Here is a 17,739-nt window from a genome sequence, read left to right on the forward strand (position 1 = left end):
CCCGACCCTGTCAGACCGGTATCACTTACCGGCAAGCTTACAGACTCTTATCAGGACGATTTACGCACACGCAGATACCATTCGCACAGCAGGCGAACCTGTTTGCGGGTATAGCCTTTTTCCATCATGCGATCGACAAAATCATCATGCTTTTTCTGCTCATCGGTAGAGGTCTTGGTGTTAAACGAGATGACCGGCAGCAACTCTTCCGTATTTGAGAACATTTTTTTCTCAATCACGGTGCGCAATTTCTCGTAACTGGTCCAGTTTGGATTGCGACCGTTATTGTGTGCCCTGGCGCGCAGCACGAAGTTGACGATCTCGTTACGAAAATCTTTCGGATTACTGATACCAGCAGGCTTCTCGATCTTCTCAAGCTCCGCGTTGAGCGATTCACGGTCAAACAACTGTCCGGTATCGGGATCGCGATACTCCTGATCCTGAATCCAGAAGTCGGCATAGGTCACATAGCGATCAAAAATGTTCTGACCATATTCAGAGTAGGATTCCAGATAGGCGGTCTGAATCTCTTTGCCAATAAACTCAGCATATTTGGGAATCAGATAACCTTTAAGGTGCTCAAGGTATTTCTCAGCCTGATCCTGCGGGAACTGCTCACGTTCGATTTGCTGCTCAAGCACGTAGAACAGATGCACCGGGTTAGCCGCTACTTCGGCGTGATCGAAGTTAAATACCCGCGACAGGATCTTAAAGGCAAAGCGGGTTGAAAGACCGTTCATACCTTCATCCACACCGGCGTAGTCGTGATATTCCTGCCATGACTTCGCTTTAGGGTCGGTATCTTTCAGGCTTTCGCCGTCATAGACCCGCATTTTAGAGTAGATACTGGAGTTCTCCGGATCCTTGAGACGTGACAGGATAGAGAAGCGTGCCAGCGTTTCCAGCGTACCCGGTGCGCAGGGCGAGGTTGCCAGCTCACTATGATTAAGCAGTTTGTCGTAAATTTTGATCTCTTCAGAAACCCGCAGGCAGTAGGGCACCTTGACGATATAAACGCGGTCAAGGAACGCCTCATTATTCTTGTTGTTACGGAACGTCACCCACTCTGATTCGTTGGAGTGCGCCAGAATAATGCCGTTAAACGGCAGCGCCGAAATCCCCTCGGTGCCGTTGTAGTTCCCTTCCTGCGTTGCTGTCAGGAGGGGGTGCAGCACCTTAATCGGCGCTTTAAACATCTCCACGAACTCCATGATGCCCTGGTTCGCGCGGCAGAGTGCACCAGAGTAACCGTAGGCATCAGGATCGTTTTGCGCGTGGTTTTCCAGTTTACGGATATCCACTTTACCCACCAGAGCAGAGATATCCTGGTTGTTCTCATCACCCGGCTCGGTTTTGGCGATCGCCAGCTGTTCCAGAATCGACGGCCAGACTTTTACGACTTTGAACCGCGAAATATCGCCACCAAAGTCGTGAAGGCGTTTCGCGGCCCACGGCGACATGATGGTGCCGAGGTAACGGCGCGGCACGCCATACTCTTTTTCGAGAATATGCGCGTCTTCCTGCGGATTGAACAGGCAGAGAGGATGATCATTGACCGGACTGCGTTCACCGTCAGCGCTCAGCACATAGATGGGCACCCGCTGCATCAGCGACTTAAGCCGTTCCGCCAGGGAAGATTTACCACCACCGACCGGACCCAGTAAATAGAGGATCTGTTTCTTCTCCTCAAGTCCCTGAGCGGCATGTTTCAGATAGGAGACGATCTGTTCAATCGCTTCCTCCATGCCATAAAATTCCTCGAACGCCGGATAGCGTCCCATCACACGGTTGGAGAATATTCTGGAAAGGCGTGGCTCCTGAGCAGTGTCGACCATTACTGGCTCTCCGATGGCCATTAACAGTCGCTCTGCAGCGTTGGCGTATGCACTGCGATCCTGCTTACAGATAGCAAGAAATTCCTGCAGTGTGAACTCTTCGTCCTTGGCAGCTTCATAACGCTGACGATAGTGATCGAATATATTCATAGCGATGCCCGTCCTTTCGTTTTTAGCACAGGTAAGGAGCGTAATTTAAGACGTGTAGCAGCTCCCGGAAGATATTCTCTGTTGAGTACAGCAACCCTTATGCCAACCTGATCTTTTTTATCGGGATACACAACTTTTATGGTTACTCTGCTCGTACAAAATCTCTGCTGTTAATTCTAACTGTAGATGGCTTCTAGGAAATTTCCTCCACGGGTTTGTGCGAATGAGGGGGAGATCAAGACGAATTCGGATCAGTTAAGAGATGAGTTCGTATGGGTGATGCTTTAACTTAACGTGTTTTTAACCTTTGGTGCCACATTCATCTGTTGGTTGCTTAAAGGATTTCGATATAAGTTAATCCAGCCGTAAAAAAACGTTAGACTTCCTGTTTGATTGTTATATTTATGGAATGAATAAATTGTGAACCAATTCAAATTTAAGACGCTTGTTGCACTTTTACCCTGTTGTTTACTGGCGGCGCACGCCAGTGCCGCTCCGCTTTCTGTAGGGGCATCGGTTATCTATGCCGACTCACCTTATCGTGGCGGACAGGACCGTTATCTTCCGGTTCCGGTTATCAATTATGAAGGTGAAAACTTCTGGTTCCGTAGCCTGCAGGGCGGTTACTACCTGTGGAAAGATCCTCAGAATCAGCTCTCTCTGACGCTACTGGGCTCACCGCAGGAGTACAAACCCAGCGACAACGATCTGGGCGATATGAAAGGGCTGGATAAGCGCCGCATGACGCTAATGGGTGGCGCAACCTATCGTCACACCGCCGACTGGGGGGTTGTCCGTACGGCATTGCTGGGCGACGTGCTGAATAACAGCAACGGCATGATCTGGGACCTGACTTACCTCTACCCCATCCAGATGGGCGACTTCAGCCTGACGCCGGGCATCGGTGCCATGTGGAATAGCGCCAATCAAAACCGTTATTATTACGGTGTTTCCGCGCATGAAAGCGCACGTACCGGCATCAGTCGTTACAATCCGGACGACAGCTGGTCACCTTATGTTGAGCTGAGTGCCAGCTATCAGATTGCAACGCAGTGGAATGTTGGCGTGGTAGGACGTTACACCCGCTTTGACAGCGAAATCAAAGACAGTCCAATGATTGATAAGAGCGGGCAGACGACGATCTGGACAGGTGTCAGCTACACCTTCTGATAACGCACCGAAAGAGGGCACCCAGTGCCCTCTGTTCTTTTATGGGGCCTCAGAATGAGGCGGGAGAGCAGAATGCACAACACGATTAACTTCGCTGGCTTCAATAACCTGCCGTTAATCGGGCAGGGCACATGGTATATGGGCGAAAACCCGGCGCAGCGGGCCGGTGAAGTCGCGGCATTGCAGGCAGGTCTTGAATGTGGATTGCAGCTAATTGATACCGCCGAAATGTATGCAGACGGCGGCGCTGAAGAGGTGGTCGGGCAGGCACTGCAGGGGCGTCGCGATAAAGCGTTGCTGGTGTCGAAGGTCTATCCGTGGAATGCCGGCGAAGTGGATGCCATTGAAGCCTGTGAGCGCAGCCTGCGCCGTCTGCAGACCGATTACCTTGATCTCTACCTGCTGCACTGGCGCGGTAATATCCCGCTGGAAGAGACTCTGCGCGCCATGGAGCGCCTGCAGCAGCAGGGCAAGATTCGTCACTGGGGCGTCTCGAATTTTGATACTGATGATATGGCCGAACTGTGGGACGAACCCGGAGGCGAACAGTGTGCGACCAACCAGGTACTCTACCATCTGGCTTCACGCGGTATTGAATTTGATCTGCTGCCCGTCTGTCAGCAGCGTGGCGTGCCGGTGATGGCCTATTGTCCGCTGGCACAGGCTGGACGGCTACGGGACGCGCTGTTTACCGACGTGGTGCTGAATCAGATTGCACAACAGAAGGGCATCAGCGTGGCGCAATTACTGCTGGCCTGGGTAATTCGTCAGTCTGGCATCATTGCCATTCCCAAAGCCAGTTCTGTGGTTCATGTTCATGAGAATGCTGCGGCACTGGAGGTGGAACTGACCGATGAAGAATTGCAGCTCATCGATCGTGCCTGGCCAGCACCACAGCATAAATTACCGCTGGATATCGTTTAGCCGTTGCCCCTGTCGCTGGCTGCGGCTTTCTTCTTAAGGCGGAATGTTGTAGCCAGACGTGCTGGCTTTTCACCTGCGCTGCGTAACGGTTTGCTGATACGTGCCGTCTCTACGCAGACCATCGTCTTGTAACCTTCATTTGCCATGTCCGACATACTGCAGGAGAGTTCAACACCCGGATTCCACGTGACAACGTCACTATGATGATGGTGATAAACCTCAATCTGCCGTTCACCCGCCGTATCATTGATGACCGAGCAATCTTCTGCTGCAGTAAAAATACGGTCGATGCGCCCCGGATAACGCTGTTTGCCATCACTGCTGGCAACCTCGCCATTATTGACTTTGTCGATATAGCGGTTGCCCAGACCGGAGACCTCAACCCCGTTGATGTCACTGACGGTAAAGTAGCTATGCAGCGCTGCCGTGGCTTCAAAGTCACCATGAGCTTCCAGCTCAATCTCACAATGCTGACCCAGGCGGAAGCGGGCGATAAGGGTAAATTCGTGTGGCCACAGTTTCAGCGTCTGAGCGTTGCTCTCCAGCACCAGCGTCAGCATCACGCCATCTTCATTCTCATCATGCGCCGTCAGTTTCCATGTCTGAATCCGGGCGAAACCGTGAGCCGGTTCGCCTGCCGGACCAAACCAGGGCCAGCAGATCGGTACACCGCCACGAATCGCTTTGCTTGGTGAAAACAGACTTTTGCCGCTCAGCCAGAGTACCGGCTTTTCGCCACTCGGCTGCCAGGCGATCAGGTGCGCGCCCTGCAGCGTAATCGCTGCGCGTACCTTAGGGTGACTGATGACAATCGTCGGCAGTTCGCCAACCTGACGCTGCGAAAGGTAAGGGGAGATCTGCGTGACTACGGGCAGAGAAAACAGTTTATCTTGCATGTTCGATTCCTTCCTGTGCGGATCAAAAAAAGGGCGACCGAAGTCGCCCTTAATCTTAATGATGTCTGTCTGCCTTATTTAGCAGAAACCAGCGCAATCAGGTCAAGAACTTTGTTTGAGTAGCCAGTTTCGTTGTCATACCAGGAAACCAGTTTCACAAAGTTGTCGTTCAGCGCGATACCCGCTTTAGCATCAAACACTGAAGTCAGGACTTCGCCGTTGAAGTCGGTAGAAACCACGTCATCTTCAACGTAGCCCAGAACGTCTTTCATCTCACCTTCTGCAGCAGCTTTAATGGCAGCACAGATTTCTTTGTAAGAGGCCGCTTTTTCCAGACGCACGGTCAGGTCAACAACGGAAACGTTAGGGGTAGGTACGCGGAATGCCATACCGGTCAGTTTGCCGTTCAGCTCTGGCAGAACTTTACCAACGGCTTTTGCTGCGCCAGTTGATGAAGGAATGATGTTCTGCGATGCGCCACGGCCGCCGCGCCAGTCTTTGTGAGACGGGCCATCAACGGTTTTCTGGGTAGCAGTGGTAGCGTGAACAGTGGTCATCAGACCTTCAACGATACCGAACTTGTCGTTGATGACTTTTGCCAGCGGTGCCAGGCAGTTGGTGGTACAGGAGGCGTTAGAAACGATATCCTGGCCATCATATTTGTCGAAGTTTGCACCACGAACAAACATTGGGGTGTCATCTTTAGATGGACCGGTCAGAACGACTTTCTTAGCACCTGCGGTGATGTGTTTACGCGCGGTTTCGTCGGTCAGGAAGATACCGGTTGCTTCCGCAACAACGTCAACGCCCACTTCATCCCACTTCAGGTTCGCTGGATCACGTTCAGCAGTAACACGGATTTTTTTACCGTTAACCACCAGTGCGCCATCCTGAACTTCTACGGTGCCGTCGAAACGACCGTGCGTAGAGTCATACTTCAGCATGTACGCCATGTAATCCGCGTCCAGCAGGTCGTTGATAGCAACGATTTCGATGTCAGAACGCTTTTGAGCAGCACGGAAAACGATGCGACCGATACGGCCGAAACCATTGATACCTACTTTGATAGTCATATATTCCACCAGCTATTGGTTAGTGAATAAAAGGTTGCCTGTAAAATTACAAAAACCTTACCAGGCGTCAAGCGGAATCGTGTCAATTGTTGCGACAGGTCAATTCGCCTGACAGGAATAATTCGATGCGCAACCGCTTGCGCGCCGCCAATGATATCGCGTTTCGTCGAACCAATCGCCGAATATATAGGGATGCCCGGGATAAAAGGTGATCAAAGTCACAATTACGCTTTGCAGTGGACGGCATGAAAGGGTGAGCACAAAAAAAGACCCGGTAATGTTGATCATTTGTTAGAATAATAGTCGAATTTTTCAGAATGGCACTTCCCCGGAATCCTAAAAATGGCTAAAGACACCGCACCCGACGCAAAAATCGCCGAGCTGACAGAAATGCAGCGTTATGTGACACAGCAACGCGGAACGGAACCGCCTTACAGCGGCGCACTGTTGCACAACAAGCAGGAAGGGATTTACCACTGCCTGGTCTGTGAGGCGCCACTTTTTCTCTCAGAGACTAAATATGATTCTGGCTGCGGCTGGCCCAGTTTCTATCAGCCGTTCAGTGACGATGCAATTCGCTACATCGAAGATAATTCACACGGCATGCAGCGTGTTGAGATCCGCTGTGGCAGCTGCGATGCGCATCTGGGGCATGTCTTCCCCGATGGCCCGCAACCGACCGGTGAACGCTACTGTGTTAACTCCGCCTCGCTGAATTTCACCGACGAGCAGGGCGAACAGACAAAAGGGTAAGGCGATGAAGGAACAACTTGAAGCGATGCTTGCGTCGATGACACCTGAAGTCTACGAACGACTGGCAACAGCAGTTGAGATTGGAAAATGGCCGGATGGCGTGGCACTGACGCAGGAACAGCGCGACAACTGTCTGCAACTGGTGATGTTGTGGCAGGCAAGACATAACGATGCGCCGCAGCATATGACCATCGCTAAGGGCGGCGAGATGGTGATGAAGTCGAAAAAAGAGCTGAAAGAAGCGTTCGGCATCGATCCGGATGTCACCCGCATTCATCTGCACTAAAAAAAAGCTGGCGTCATGCCAGCTCCTTTTTTAAATCAGAATCGCGCCCTGCGCCGTCATCTGAGCAAAGGCGATTTCACTGTCCTCAGGATTGAGATTAACGCCGCGGCAACCTTCTTTGACCACCTCGACGTGATACCCCAATTCCAGCGCATCCAGCACGCTATATTTCACGCAGTAATCTGTCGCCAGCCCCAGCATCACCAGATGGGTGATGCCACGCTCACGCAGCCAGCTGTCCAGCTCGGTTTTACGACGGTGGCCATTATCAAAAAAGGCGCTGTAGCTGTCGACATCCTGATCTTCACCTTTATGGAACGTCGCATCGAACAGTGAACGATCCAGACCGGGATGGAAATCCGCACCTGCTGAGCCCTGAATGCCGTGATCGGGCCACCAGATTTGCGCCAGACCATTTAACTCGCCCAGCGTGTAGACCGGCTCACCGGAAACCGAGGCAAAGCTGCCGTGATCGGCCGGGTGCCAGTCCTGCAGGGCCAGTACGCATTCACCGTTCTCACGGAACAAACGCGCATAGCGATTAGCCACCTCGACCGTGTGGTCGCCCTCATGGACTGCCATCGGGCCGCCGGGGCAAAAATCGTTCTGAATATCAATAATGATGAGTGCCCGCTTCATTACATGTCGCTCCGTTTCAGTCTTCAGTCAGTTCGCCGCGCAAATTCTGCTGCATTCTGGCACGGATTTGATCGGCAGAGAGTTCCTGACTGAGTAAAAAGTGTAGCTTGGTCAGCGCGGCTTCTACCGTCAGGTCAAATCCGCTAATCACGCCAGCCTCTTCCAGCGCATTGCCGGTGGCGTATCCGCCCATATTCACCTTGCCTGAAATACACTGGGTCAGGTTTACTACCACGATACCACGTTCGCTGGCCTGCTGAAGTTCGGCCAGAAATTCCTTGTTCTGCGGGGCATTGCCCACGCCATAAGAACGCAGGATCAGCGCCTTCACCGGCTGACGCAGGAAGTTACGCACCACGTCGGCGGAAATTCCTGGATAGAGGGTGACCACACCAATGGGCTGAGGCGTAATGGTGTGAACGTTCAGTTCACCCTGACCGGACGGGGCAGGTGGCGTATTGAGGCGGCGAATATGAATGCCCGCTTCCAGGAGTGCGGAGAGGTTCGGCGAAGCAAAGGCGTTGAAGCCATCGGCATGAGCCTTGGTGGTACGGTTACCGCGATAAAGTGTGTTATTGAAAAACAGAGACACTTCGCTAATCGGATAGTTAGCCGCTACATAAAGAGAATTCAACAGATTCTGCTGACCATCTGAGCGCAGTTCCGCCAGTGGAATCTGCGACCCGGTCACGATCACCGGCTTGGCCAGATTTTCCAGCATGAACGAGAGCGCAGAGGCGGTAAACGCCATGGTGTCAGTGCCATGCAGAATCACAAAGCCATCGTAGCGATCGTAATTTTGTCGGATATCGTTGGCGATAAACTGCCAGTCTTCCGGGGTCATGTCGGATGAGTCGATCAGCGGCTGATATTCATGAATGGTGAAATCAGGCATCTCGGGGCGGTGGAACTCGGGCATATTCGCCAGCTGCTGCTGCAGGTGCCCTGAGACCGGAATATAGCCCTGCGCAGAGCGCTGCATACCGATTGTCCCGCCCGTGTAGGCTACGTAGATGTTTTTCTTTTGCATTAGAGAACTCAGACTCGCCATAAAACGCGCAGTATAAGGGGAATAGCGGGGAAAAGCAGCCCGACCAGCGGCCGGGCTGAGAGGTTTATCGCACTTCGCCGCAGTTCAGGCAGAAGGCATAACGATTCTGAGGATCGTTCTGCTTGTCGAACAGACCCGGCTGGGCTTTCATGGCACTCATCACATCCAGCATCGGTGCGGGCAGCCAGGCTTTCAGCGTATCCGGCAATACGGCCTGTACAGAGGCGTTCATCTGGCCCAGCACCATATCCAGGAAGGTCGGTTCATCCTGATACCAGCTCAGCATAGGTTTACTGACTTTCGCCAGCTCGCCCGCCTTCTTCACGGCATCATCGAAGTCACCCAGCGCATCCACCAGACCATTGGCTTTGGCATCGCTGCCGGTCCAGACATGGCCCTGCGCGATCGCATCAATCTGCTCTGGGGTTTTATGACGCGACTTCGCCACCAGACCCACAAAGTTGCGGTAGCCATTTTCGATAGTCAGCTGCATCAGCTGCTGAACTTCCGCTGGCAGCGCTTTGGTGGTAGAGATATCCGCCAGCGGGGAGGTCGCGACACCATCTGTGTGTACGCCAATGCTGTCCAGACTGTTCTCCAGCGTATTAATCACACCGAAGATACCAATCGAGCCGGTCAGCGTGCTGGGGTTCGCCACAATATAGCTGGCAGGCGTTGAGATCCAGTAACCGCCGGATGCCGCCATGCCGCCCATAGAGACCACAATCGGCTTACCTGCGGCCTGGGCCGCCGCCAGCTCTTCACGAATGGCTTCCGAAGCCGTCACGCTGCCACCCGGGCTGTTGACCCGCAGAATGATCGCTTTGATTTTTGGATCGAGACGCGCATCGCGAATCTGCGCGGCCGTGGTATCACCACCCACGTTGCCCGGCGTCTCTTCCCCATCCATGATGGCACCGCTGGCCATGACGACCGCAATGTTGCCATCCTGCTGCGAGGAGGCTGGTTTCACGCTGTAGTCATAGATGCTGACGTTACGGTAATCGTTGCTCTGCTTATCCAGACCAAAGGTTTTTACCAGCTCCTGATCGGCTGCTGCACGGGAACCCAGGGCATCGACCAGCTTGTTATCCAGCGCATATTGCGCGGTATCGCCTTTAACCGCGTTTAAACCAGCAATAATCGCTGCTGCGCCAGGGAAGAGTTGTTCCGGCGTCAGCTGGCGATTCGCCGCCACGGTATTCAGGTAGTTCTGCCACAGCTGACCGACCCAGCGGCTGTCAGCATCACGTGCCGCTGGTGACATGTCGTCACGCAGGAATGGCTCGACCGCTGATTTATAGGTCCCGACACGGAAGACGTGTGAGGTGACTTTCAGCTTCTCCAGCAGGGTTTTGTAGTAGAGTCCATTGGTGGCGAAACCATGCAGATCCACGGTGCCCTGCGGCGACAGATAGATTTTCGTGGCGTAGCTGGCAAGGTAGTATTGCGCCTGGCTGTAGCTGTCGCCCAGAGCATAAATTGGCTTGCCGCTGTCGCGGAATTCACGCAGCGCTTTACCCACATATTGCAGCGAAGGCTGATCGCCACCGGCAAACTCGCGTAGATCGAGCACCATGCCTTTAATGTTGCTGTCATCTTTTGCCTGGCGAATGGCATCGACCACATCAAACAGCGAATTTTCCTGTAAGCGATCACTGCTGGCACCCAGCAGCTGGCGACCAATTTTACTCAGACGGTTGCTTACCGACGGTTTATCCACCAGCACGCCGCTGAGATCGACCTTCAGCGCGCCCTGCTGAATCGGCGCTGAACTGCCGCCCGATCCGCTGACCTGAAGCCAGATCCCTACACCCACCACAATCAACAAAATCAGGAAAATATTCAGAATAAATTCCCTGATAAAATTCAATACCCGCCAGCTCCAGCGGAACAGACCTGCAATTATTCGCCACAATGTGCGCATCAGACTCTCCATAAATATGTAGCAGGAAGTGGCCGCCGCGCGGACCAGACTTCCCCGACGAGCTCATCCTAAAGAGCGGCGTGTGAAAAGTCAGCAGGAAATCACTGCGCACTGTTACAAAAAATCTGCCTGTGCCAGGATAATGGCAACATTACAGAGATCGGGAGAGAAACATGGACGCACTGGAGTTACTGGTCAACCGACGTTCGGCTTCACGCCTGACTGAGCCGGCACCGGCAGGTGACGCACTGGAAAATATCCTGCGGGCTGGCATGCGCGCCCCGGATCACGGCACGCTGCAACCCTGGCGCTTCATCATTGTAGAAAATGAAGGGCGTGACCGGATGAGTCAGCTGCTGGAGAGGGCGGCACGCGATAGCCAGCTGGATGAAAAGGCGATTAATAAAGCGAGCCAGGCGCCGTTTCGCGCACCGATGATTATTACCGTGGTGGCACATTGCGAAGAGCACCACAAAGTGCCGCGCTGGGAACAGATTGCCTCGGCCAGCTGTGCGGTGATGGCGATGCAGATGGCAGCGCTTGCTCAGGGTTACAACGGTATCTGGCGCAGCGGTCCCTGGACCGATGACGAGCAGGTACGGCAGGGTTTTGGCTGCCGCGAGCAGGATGCCATTGTTGGCTTCCTTTATCTGGGGACCCCGCAACTGAAATCCAGCACCACGGTGCTCCCGCCTGACACCGCGCCTTTCGTCCGCTACTTCTAATCTGCATGTCCGGTTCCGGCAGGGTGCATTTCAGCCCTGCCTTTTGCACGGTTCCTGTGCGAACGATCGCTAACACCGCGCGTCACGCTTACGCCCGAAGCCCTGCCAGGCTAACATAGCCCCAAGATTCAAACCGACAGCGAACAACCGGTTATCACTGTGTTCCCCTGATGTTAAGGATGTCCTGATTCAATGCGTTTGTTTATTGCGGAAAAACCGAGCCTTGGGCGTGCTATCGCAGATGTGCTGCCGAAACCGCATCGCCGCGGTGATGGCTTTATTGCCTGCGGCAACGATCAGATCGTCACCTGGTGCGTGGGACACCTTCTGGAGCAGGCGCAGCCCGACAGTTATGACAGCCGTTACGCACGCTGGTCGCTGAACGATCTGCCGATCATCCCGGAAAAATGGCAGCTGAAACCGCGTCCGTCGGTCGCGAAGCAGCTGAAAGTGGTTGAAAGTCTGCTGGCGCAGGCGAGTGAAGTGGTGCATGCCGGTGACCCGGATCGGGAAGGGCAGTTGCTGGTGGATGAGGTGCTGGATTACCTTAACCTGCCGGCTGAAAAACGCAGCAAAGTGCAGCGCTGTCTGATCAACGATCTTAACCCTCAGGCAGTGGATCGAGCCGTAAATCGCCTGCGTGAGAATCGCGAGTTTATCCCGCTGTGCGTCTCTGCGCTGGCCCGCGCCCGGGCGGACTGGCTTTACGGCATCAACATGACCCGTGCCTGGACGCTGCTGGGACGCAATGCTGGCTACGATGGCGTGCTGTCGGTAGGTCGGGTGCAGACACCGGTACTGGGGCTGGTAGTCCGGCGCGATGAGGAGATCGAAAACTTCGTGCCGAAAGACTACTTCGAAGTTAAAGCACATATCCTCACGCCGGATGGTGCCAGATTTGTTGCCAGCTGGATCCCCAGCGAAGCCTGTGAGCCTTGGCAGGATGAAGAGGGGCGTCTGCTTAAACGCGCACTGGCCGATCATGTGGTAGCGCGTATCACCGGTCAACCCGCTATCGTCACGGCCTACAGTGATAAGCGCGAAAATGACGTCGCTCCGCTGCCATTCTCCCTGTCCAGCCTGCAGATCGAGGCCGCAAAACGGTACGGACTGAGTGCCCAGACGGTTTTGGACGCCTGTCAGCGGCTCTATGAAACACACAAACTGATTACCTACCCGCGTTCAGACAGCCGCTATCTGCCGGAAGAACATTTTGCTGGTCGTCATGCGGTCTTAAAGGCGATACAGGCGCATCAGCCCCAGCTTACCCCACCAGCAGACTTTAACGCCGATCGCAGAAATCGCTGCTGGGATGATAAAAAAGTCGATGCTCACCATGCCATTATTCCCACGGCCCGAAGCAGCGCGGTAAAGCTCAGCGAAAATGAACAGCATATCTATGAGCTGGTGGCACGCCAGTATCTGATGCAGTTCTGCCCGGATGCAGTATTTCGTAAATGTGTCATCGACCTTGATATTGCGGGCGGAAAATTTGTGGCGAAAGCGCGCTTCCTGGCTGAGGCGGGCTGGCGCGCACTGCTGGGCAGCAAAGAGCGTGATGAAGAGAACGACGGCATGCCGCTGCCAGAGGTGGCGAAGGGTGATGAGTTGCTGTGTGAGCGTGGCGAGGTGCTGGCGAAGCAGACTCAGCCGCCACGCCCGTTTACCGATGCGACGATTCTTTCTGCAATGACCGGCATCGCCCGTTTCGTTCAGGATAAAGAATTAAAGAAAGTGCTGCGTGCGACCGATGGTTTAGGAACGGAAGCCACACGTGCCGGCATTATCGAATTACTGTTTCGTCGTGGCTTCCTGGTGAAGAAGGGCCGTTACATCAATTCCACGGATGCAGGACGCGCCCTGATTCACTCTCTGCCCGATCTGGCCGCGCGCCCGGATATGACGGCGCAGTGGGAATCGACACTGACGCGTATCAGCGAAAAGGCCTGCCGCTATGATGAGTTTATGCAGCCGCTGGTGCAGACCTTAACCGGCCTTATCCAGCAGGCGCGGCAGCAGCCTGCGGCGCATGCATTTCGGGGATTACCGTCCACCGGACAGAAACGTCCGGTGCGCAAAACCAGGCGTAAAGTGAAGGAGACGGAATGAGGCATTATTCAGTATTACTGGCCCTGGCTCTGATGCTGGCGACCAGCGCAGTGCAGGCCAACAGTCGTTATCAGTCGATGCCACAACAGGGCAACAATGGTGTAAACACTGATGTAGTGGTGGATATGCCGCCTGAAGCCTGGACGCAGTCAGAGAGACGTCAGCAGGACTGTCTCCGCTGCTGTATCTTTGAGAACCGCAACTACACAGAAGGTGCGGTAGTGAAATCTGAGGGCGTGCTGCTGCAGTGTGCGCGTGATGAACAGTCTCTTGGCACCAACAACCTTATCTGGAAGATAGTGAAATAGCCGTCGCGTGGCGCTCTGCCACGCGACCATTAATTAAAAGTGGAAGGTTGACCAGATGGGGGCGTGGTCAGATGGTTTTTCCATGCCCCGGATCTCATAATCAATGCCGGTCTCAACGCAGTGCGACGCCAGGGTTTTGCTCGCCAGCACCAGATCGATGCGTAACCCGCGATTATCATCAAACCCTTTCGAACGGTAATCGAACCAGGAAAAGCGATCCGCCACCTCCGGATTGTGCTCACGCCAGGTATCAACCAGTCCCCAGCCCAGCAGGCGGTCCATCCACTCGCGCTCTTCCGGCAGGAAGGAGCATTTGCCGGTGCGCAGCCAGCGCTTGCGGCTCTCCTCACCAATACCAATATCCCGATCGGTGCTGCTGATATTCATGTCGCCCATAATCAGAACCGGCTTATCAGCAGGCAGATCCTCGGTCAGCAGACGTTGCAGATCGCGATAGAACTTCTCTTTAGCCGGGAACTTGGTGGGATGGTCGCGACTTTCGCCCTGCGGGAAATAGCCATTAATCACCGTGATGTCGCCAATCGGGCTGGGAATTTCCGCCATGATCAGGCGGCGCTGGGATTCTTCATTATCGCCCGGAAAACCCCGGCTGACTGACACTGGCTGAGCTTTGGTTAGCAACGCCACGCCGTAATGGCCTTTCTGACCATGATAAAAGACGTGATAGCCAAGCTTTGCCACCTCCTCCAGTGGGAACATGTCGTCATGGACTTTGGTTTCCTGCAGACCGATCACATCGGGCTGATGCTGTTCGACAAGCGCCTGAAGCTGATGTGGGCGGGCACGCAACCCATTGATGTTAAATGAAACAAATTTCATGAGATCGACCATTATTCAGCAAGTAATGGGCGAAGATGGTAGCGATTTTTATTGAGAAAGTCATGACGGAACAGACTGAGATTGTGCGAAAGCGGGTAAGAAACGTGAGGAGGCGTAAGGCAGACCAGGAAGCTCAGGTATCGTTTTGGGAGTCGTGTGCACGATGCCCGACCCGAACCTTAATCGAAGGTTCTCATCCCTCTCCGCGCAGAACAGGAGGCTGTGATGTTTTTTTGGGATTAAGTGCGACATGCAGGATGGTGGTGGGAGAAGGATTCGAACCTTCGAAGTCTGTGACGGCAGATTTACAGTCTGCTCCCTTTGGCCGCTCGGGAATCCCACCAGGGATTGAAGTGGCTTAAGATGATTCAGATTCAGATGGTGGTGGGAGAAGGATTCGAACCTTCGAAGTCTGTGACGGCAGATTTACAGTCTGCTCCCTTTGGCCGCTCGGGAATCCCACCATGGCCTGAATCTTTGTCTTTTAAAGCGGGGCGCATCATACCAAATGCGATAAGGGTGTAAAGCGCCCACTGGCAAAACCACAACTGTTTGCCCACTTTTTACACGTAGCGCTGAATCTGCAGGCAATTCAGCGTCCTGGCTGATTAAAGAATAATCGTACGGTTGCCGTAAACGAACACGCGCTGTCCCAGCACTTTATACAGTGCGTTGCTCAGTACATTCTTTTCTACGTCGCGACCGGCACGCATCATCTCATCCGCGGTATAGCTGTGATCAACGTTAATCACATCCTGCATGATGATGGGACCTTCATCGAGATTGTCATTCACGTAGTGCGCGGTAGCACCGATGATTTTCACGCCACGCTCATAAGCCTGGTGGTAAGGGCGGGCTCCAATAAAGGCGGGCAGAAAGGAGTGATGAATATTGATAATCTGGTTCGGATAACGCTGCACGAAAGCGGGCGTCAGAACGCGCATATATTTTGCCAGCACCACGTAATCGGGCTGATAGCGGTCAATCTCTTCTGCCATGCGGTTATCGTGCTCTTCCCGCGTCAGCCCCTCATGACTCACCAGCACAAACGGAATATCGAAACGCTCAACCAGTGAACGCAGGGTATCGTGGTTACCCACTACCGCTGCAATTTCCATATCCAGGCCGCCAAACGCGCTCTTCATTAACAGATCGCCCAGGCAGTGTGCCTCTTTAGTCACCAGAATCACCACGCGACGGCGACCGGCACTGTGAAGTTCCCGCACTGAACCCTGCGGCAGGGCGCTGTCGAGATCAGCGAGCAGGGTATTATCGTTGAAAATTCCTTCCAGCTCGGTGCGCATGAAAAAACGCCCGGTGCGATGATCAACAAACTCATTGTTCTGCACGATATTAAGTTCGTGCTTGTAACAAATATTGGTGATTTTGGCGATCAGACCTTTTGCATCGGGACAAATGGTTCGTAAAACTTTTCTTTGCATGGTTTGCGCTTGCATCTCAATCAGAGTCCTGTCAAAGCATTAGGGTGTAAACCGCTGGGGTAGCCGTCAGCTTAACCACAACATTTTTTGTATTTTTTGCCACTGCCGCACGGGCAGGGATCGTTACGCCCGACGGGCGGTATTGTACCGTCAACATAGTACCAGCGTTGATCCTCGCGAAGAAAGCGTGAACGCTCATGAATGGTATGAATGTTTGTTTTCTCGCGGTATCGCGCAAAAAAGGTAACGAAAGCTTCTTTCTCATGGTTTCCATGATTACAACGGGTTACATTCAGGCTAAGCCATTCGGTGCCCGAAAAACTTTCAGATAAAAGCCCCGACAGCCCCGGATGGCGTTTGTCAGGATGCCAGGTTGCAACCAGATAGTCCGCATTCTGCTGAACATAGGCGCAATAACGGGATCGCATAAGTTGTTCAGCTGTAACAGGAGTCTGGTTACCCTGCAGAAAGGGCCCGCAACATACGCTATACTGCTCTCCGCTACAACATGGGCAGGTTTCTGACACATTGTCTCCCGGGAATGATGAGTCGATTTCACAAGCGCGCTATGTTAGCTGACCCCACGTTGTGACGCTACGTATTGACGGCAGGACCAGATACAAATGAGAAAGGTAAGAATTGGATTGGCTCTTGGATCTGGCGCGGCCAAGGGATGGGCGCATATTGGCGTGATTAACGCGCTGGAGCGGGCCGGTATTGAGATTGACGTTGTTGCAGGCTGCTCAGTCGGCGCACTGGTCGGGTCTGCCTATGTGAATAACCGTTTACCGCTGATGGAAAAATGGGTCAGTGCATTTCGCTACTGGGATGTGATTCGCCTGATGGACGTCTCCTGGCAGCGTGGCGGGTTGTTACGCGGCGAAAGAGTATTCAGCCATGTCCGTCAGCTGATTCCCAATGATGCGATTGAGCACTGTAATAAACCCTTTGGCGTGGTGGCGACCAACCTCAGTACCGGACGTGAGCTCTGGCTGACCGAGGGCGATCTGCATCAGGCAGTACGCGCATCCTGCAGTATGCCAGGTTTATTACCGCCGGTGGGCTACAATGGGTATTGGCTGGTGGATGGTGCTGTGGTTAACCCGGTGCCGATTTCACTGACGCGCGCCCTAGGGGCAGACATTGTTATCGCCGTTGACTTACAGCATGACGCACATTTAATGCAGCAGGATCTCTTTTCCGTTACACCTCAGAACAGTGAAGAAGAAGCCGCCGCAGCGGCATTAAGTTGGGGGGGGAAGTTGCGACAGCGCCTGGTGAATTTCACCCAGCGCCGTGCATCTCAGTCACCTGGCGCGATGGAGATTATGTCTACTTCTATTCAGGTACTGGAGAATCGCCTTAAGCGAAACCGTATGGCAGGCGATCCGCCCGATGTTTTGATACAGCCGATCTGTCCGCAAATTTCGACGCTGGATTTTCATCGTGCTGAAGAGGCCATTGAGGCAGGCAGGGCCGCCGTAGAGAAGAAAATGGATGAACTATTACCACTGGTCCGTGGCAGATAATCAGGTTGTTCATTCAAAACGGTGACTTCGGGCAATACTGAAAGGCGCAACTGCGTTTTATGAACCACTATTGAATTATCTG

17 protein-coding genes and 2 tRNA genes are annotated in these 17,739 nt (G+C 53.6%); 8 read left to right on the forward strand and 11 right to left on the reverse strand.

Annotation, left to right across the window (positions count from 1 at the left end; translation table 11 throughout):
• Positions 1-50: 50 nt before the first annotated feature.
• Positions 51-1,985, reverse strand: coding sequence for a protein kinase YeaG (yeaG, locus tag K6R05_RS08535; RefSeq protein ID WP_003852739.1), 1,935 nt, complete (start codon positions 1,983-1,985; stop codon positions 51-53).
• 420 nt (positions 1,986-2,405) lie between these two features.
• Between yeaG and K6R05_RS08540 the strand changes: the two genes are divergently transcribed.
• Positions 2,406-3,155 (forward strand): MipA/OmpV family protein, encoded by a 750-nt coding sequence (locus tag K6R05_RS08540; RefSeq protein ID WP_222925399.1) that lies wholly within the window; start codon positions 2,406-2,408, stop codon positions 3,153-3,155.
• 72 nt (positions 3,156-3,227) lie between these two features.
• The gene (locus K6R05_RS08545) at positions 3,228-4,079 is read left to right on the forward strand and encodes an aldo/keto reductase (protein ID WP_222925400.1); all 852 of its coding nucleotides are present in this window, start codon (positions 3,228-3,230) and stop codon (positions 4,077-4,079) included.
• Here the strand turns inward: K6R05_RS08545 and K6R05_RS08550 are convergent.
• Both K6R05_RS08550 and gapA read right to left on the reverse strand, forming a co-directional pair.
• Positions 4,076-4,975 carry a D-hexose-6-phosphate mutarotase gene (locus K6R05_RS08550; RefSeq protein ID WP_222925401.1) on the reverse strand — a complete coding sequence of 300 codons (900 nt, stop codon included), beginning with the start codon at positions 4,973-4,975 and terminating at the stop codon, positions 4,076-4,078. The two genes, K6R05_RS08545 and K6R05_RS08550, sit on opposite strands and share 4 nt — an antisense overlap.
• 74 nt (positions 4,976-5,049) lie before the next feature.
• Positions 5,050-6,048, reverse strand: a complete 999-nt coding sequence (gapA, locus tag K6R05_RS08555) for a glyceraldehyde-3-phosphate dehydrogenase (RefSeq protein ID WP_013358063.1) — start codon at positions 6,046-6,048, stop codon at positions 5,050-5,052.
• Between the two features lie 342 nt (positions 6,049-6,390).
• Between gapA and msrB the strand changes: the two genes are divergently transcribed.
• Together msrB and K6R05_RS08565 are read left to right on the forward strand one after the other, a co-directional pair.
• Positions 6,391-6,801 (forward strand): peptide-methionine (R)-S-oxide reductase MsrB, encoded by a 411-nt coding sequence (gene msrB, locus K6R05_RS08560; RefSeq protein ID WP_222925402.1) that lies wholly within the window; start codon positions 6,391-6,393, stop codon positions 6,799-6,801.
• A 4-nt stretch (positions 6,802-6,805) separates the two neighbouring features.
• On the forward strand, positions 6,806-7,087 hold the full coding sequence (locus K6R05_RS08565; protein ID WP_013358061.1) for a YeaC family protein: 282 nt from the start codon (positions 6,806-6,808) through the stop codon (positions 7,085-7,087).
• Between the two features lie 30 nt (positions 7,088-7,117).
• Here K6R05_RS08565 and pncA read toward each other — a convergent pair whose 3' ends face one another.
• The 3 genes from pncA to sppA form a co-directional block, all read right to left on the reverse strand.
• Positions 7,118-7,726 carry a bifunctional nicotinamidase/pyrazinamidase gene (pncA, locus tag K6R05_RS08570; RefSeq protein ID WP_161734016.1) on the reverse strand — a complete coding sequence of 203 codons (609 nt, stop codon included), beginning with the start codon at positions 7,724-7,726 and terminating at the stop codon, positions 7,118-7,120.
• A gap of 16 nt (positions 7,727-7,742) precedes the next feature.
• Complete coding sequence (ansA, locus tag K6R05_RS08575) at positions 7,743-8,756, reverse strand: asparaginase (RefSeq protein WP_161734014.1); 1,014 nt, start codon at positions 8,754-8,756, stop codon at positions 7,743-7,745.
• 85 nt (positions 8,757-8,841) lie between these two features.
• Entirely contained in the window at positions 8,842-10,704 is a 1,863-nt protein-coding gene (sppA, locus tag K6R05_RS08580) for a signal peptide peptidase SppA (RefSeq protein ID WP_222925403.1), read from the reverse strand.
• Between the two features lie 173 nt (positions 10,705-10,877).
• Here sppA and K6R05_RS08585 point away from each other — a divergent pair, with 173 nt between their 5' ends.
• The 3 genes from K6R05_RS08585 to K6R05_RS08595 all read left to right on the forward strand — a co-directional run bounded on the left by K6R05_RS08585 (position 10,878) and on the right by K6R05_RS08595 (position 13,846).
• The gene (locus K6R05_RS08585) at positions 10,878-11,429 is read left to right on the forward strand and encodes an NAD(P)H nitroreductase (protein ID WP_161734010.1); all 552 of its coding nucleotides are present in this window, start codon (positions 10,878-10,880) and stop codon (positions 11,427-11,429) included.
• Between the two features lie 192 nt (positions 11,430-11,621).
• Positions 11,622-13,538, forward strand: a complete 1,917-nt coding sequence (locus K6R05_RS08590) for a DNA topoisomerase III (protein WP_161734008.1) — start codon at positions 11,622-11,624, stop codon at positions 13,536-13,538.
• Complete coding sequence (locus tag K6R05_RS08595; RefSeq protein WP_161734006.1) at positions 13,535-13,846, forward strand: DUF1496 domain-containing protein; 312 nt, start codon at positions 13,535-13,537, stop codon at positions 13,844-13,846. Before K6R05_RS08590 ends, K6R05_RS08595 begins: the two co-directional genes overlap by 4 nt.
• A gap of 33 nt (positions 13,847-13,879) precedes the next feature.
• On the opposite strand, the gene xthA is transcribed toward K6R05_RS08595, so the two are convergent.
• From xthA to K6R05_RS08620, 5 genes are all read right to left on the reverse strand, one after another.
• Positions 13,880-14,686 carry an exodeoxyribonuclease III gene (gene xthA / locus K6R05_RS08600; protein ID WP_161734004.1) on the reverse strand — a complete coding sequence of 269 codons (807 nt, stop codon included), beginning with the start codon at positions 14,684-14,686 and terminating at the stop codon, positions 13,880-13,882.
• Positions 14,687-14,944: 258 nt separating this feature from the next.
• Positions 14,945-15,029: transfer RNA gene (locus K6R05_RS08605), tRNA-Tyr, on the reverse strand.
• A gap of 36 nt (positions 15,030-15,065) precedes the next feature.
• Positions 15,066-15,150: transfer RNA gene (locus K6R05_RS08610), tRNA-Tyr, on the reverse strand.
• Between the two features lie 144 nt (positions 15,151-15,294).
• Positions 15,295-16,143, reverse strand: coding sequence for a formyltetrahydrofolate deformylase (gene purU / locus K6R05_RS08615; RefSeq protein WP_111140030.1), 849 nt, complete (start codon positions 16,141-16,143; stop codon positions 15,295-15,297).
• Between the two features lie 56 nt (positions 16,144-16,199).
• The gene (locus tag K6R05_RS08620; RefSeq protein ID WP_161734002.1) at positions 16,200-16,655 is read right to left on the reverse strand and encodes a YchJ family protein; all 456 of its coding nucleotides are present in this window, start codon (positions 16,653-16,655) and stop codon (positions 16,200-16,202) included.
• Between the two features lie 96 nt (positions 16,656-16,751).
• Here K6R05_RS08620 and rssA point away from each other — a divergent pair, with 96 nt between their 5' ends.
• On the forward strand, positions 16,752-17,657 hold the full coding sequence (gene rssA, locus K6R05_RS08625; RefSeq protein WP_161734000.1) for a patatin-like phospholipase RssA: 906 nt from the start codon (positions 16,752-16,754) through the stop codon (positions 17,655-17,657).
• Positions 17,658-17,739: the final 82 nt, after the last annotated feature.

It is taken from the genome of Pantoea alfalfae (assembly GCF_019880205.1).
Lineage (GTDB): Bacteria > Pseudomonadota > Gammaproteobacteria > Enterobacterales > Enterobacteriaceae > Pantoea > Pantoea alfalfae.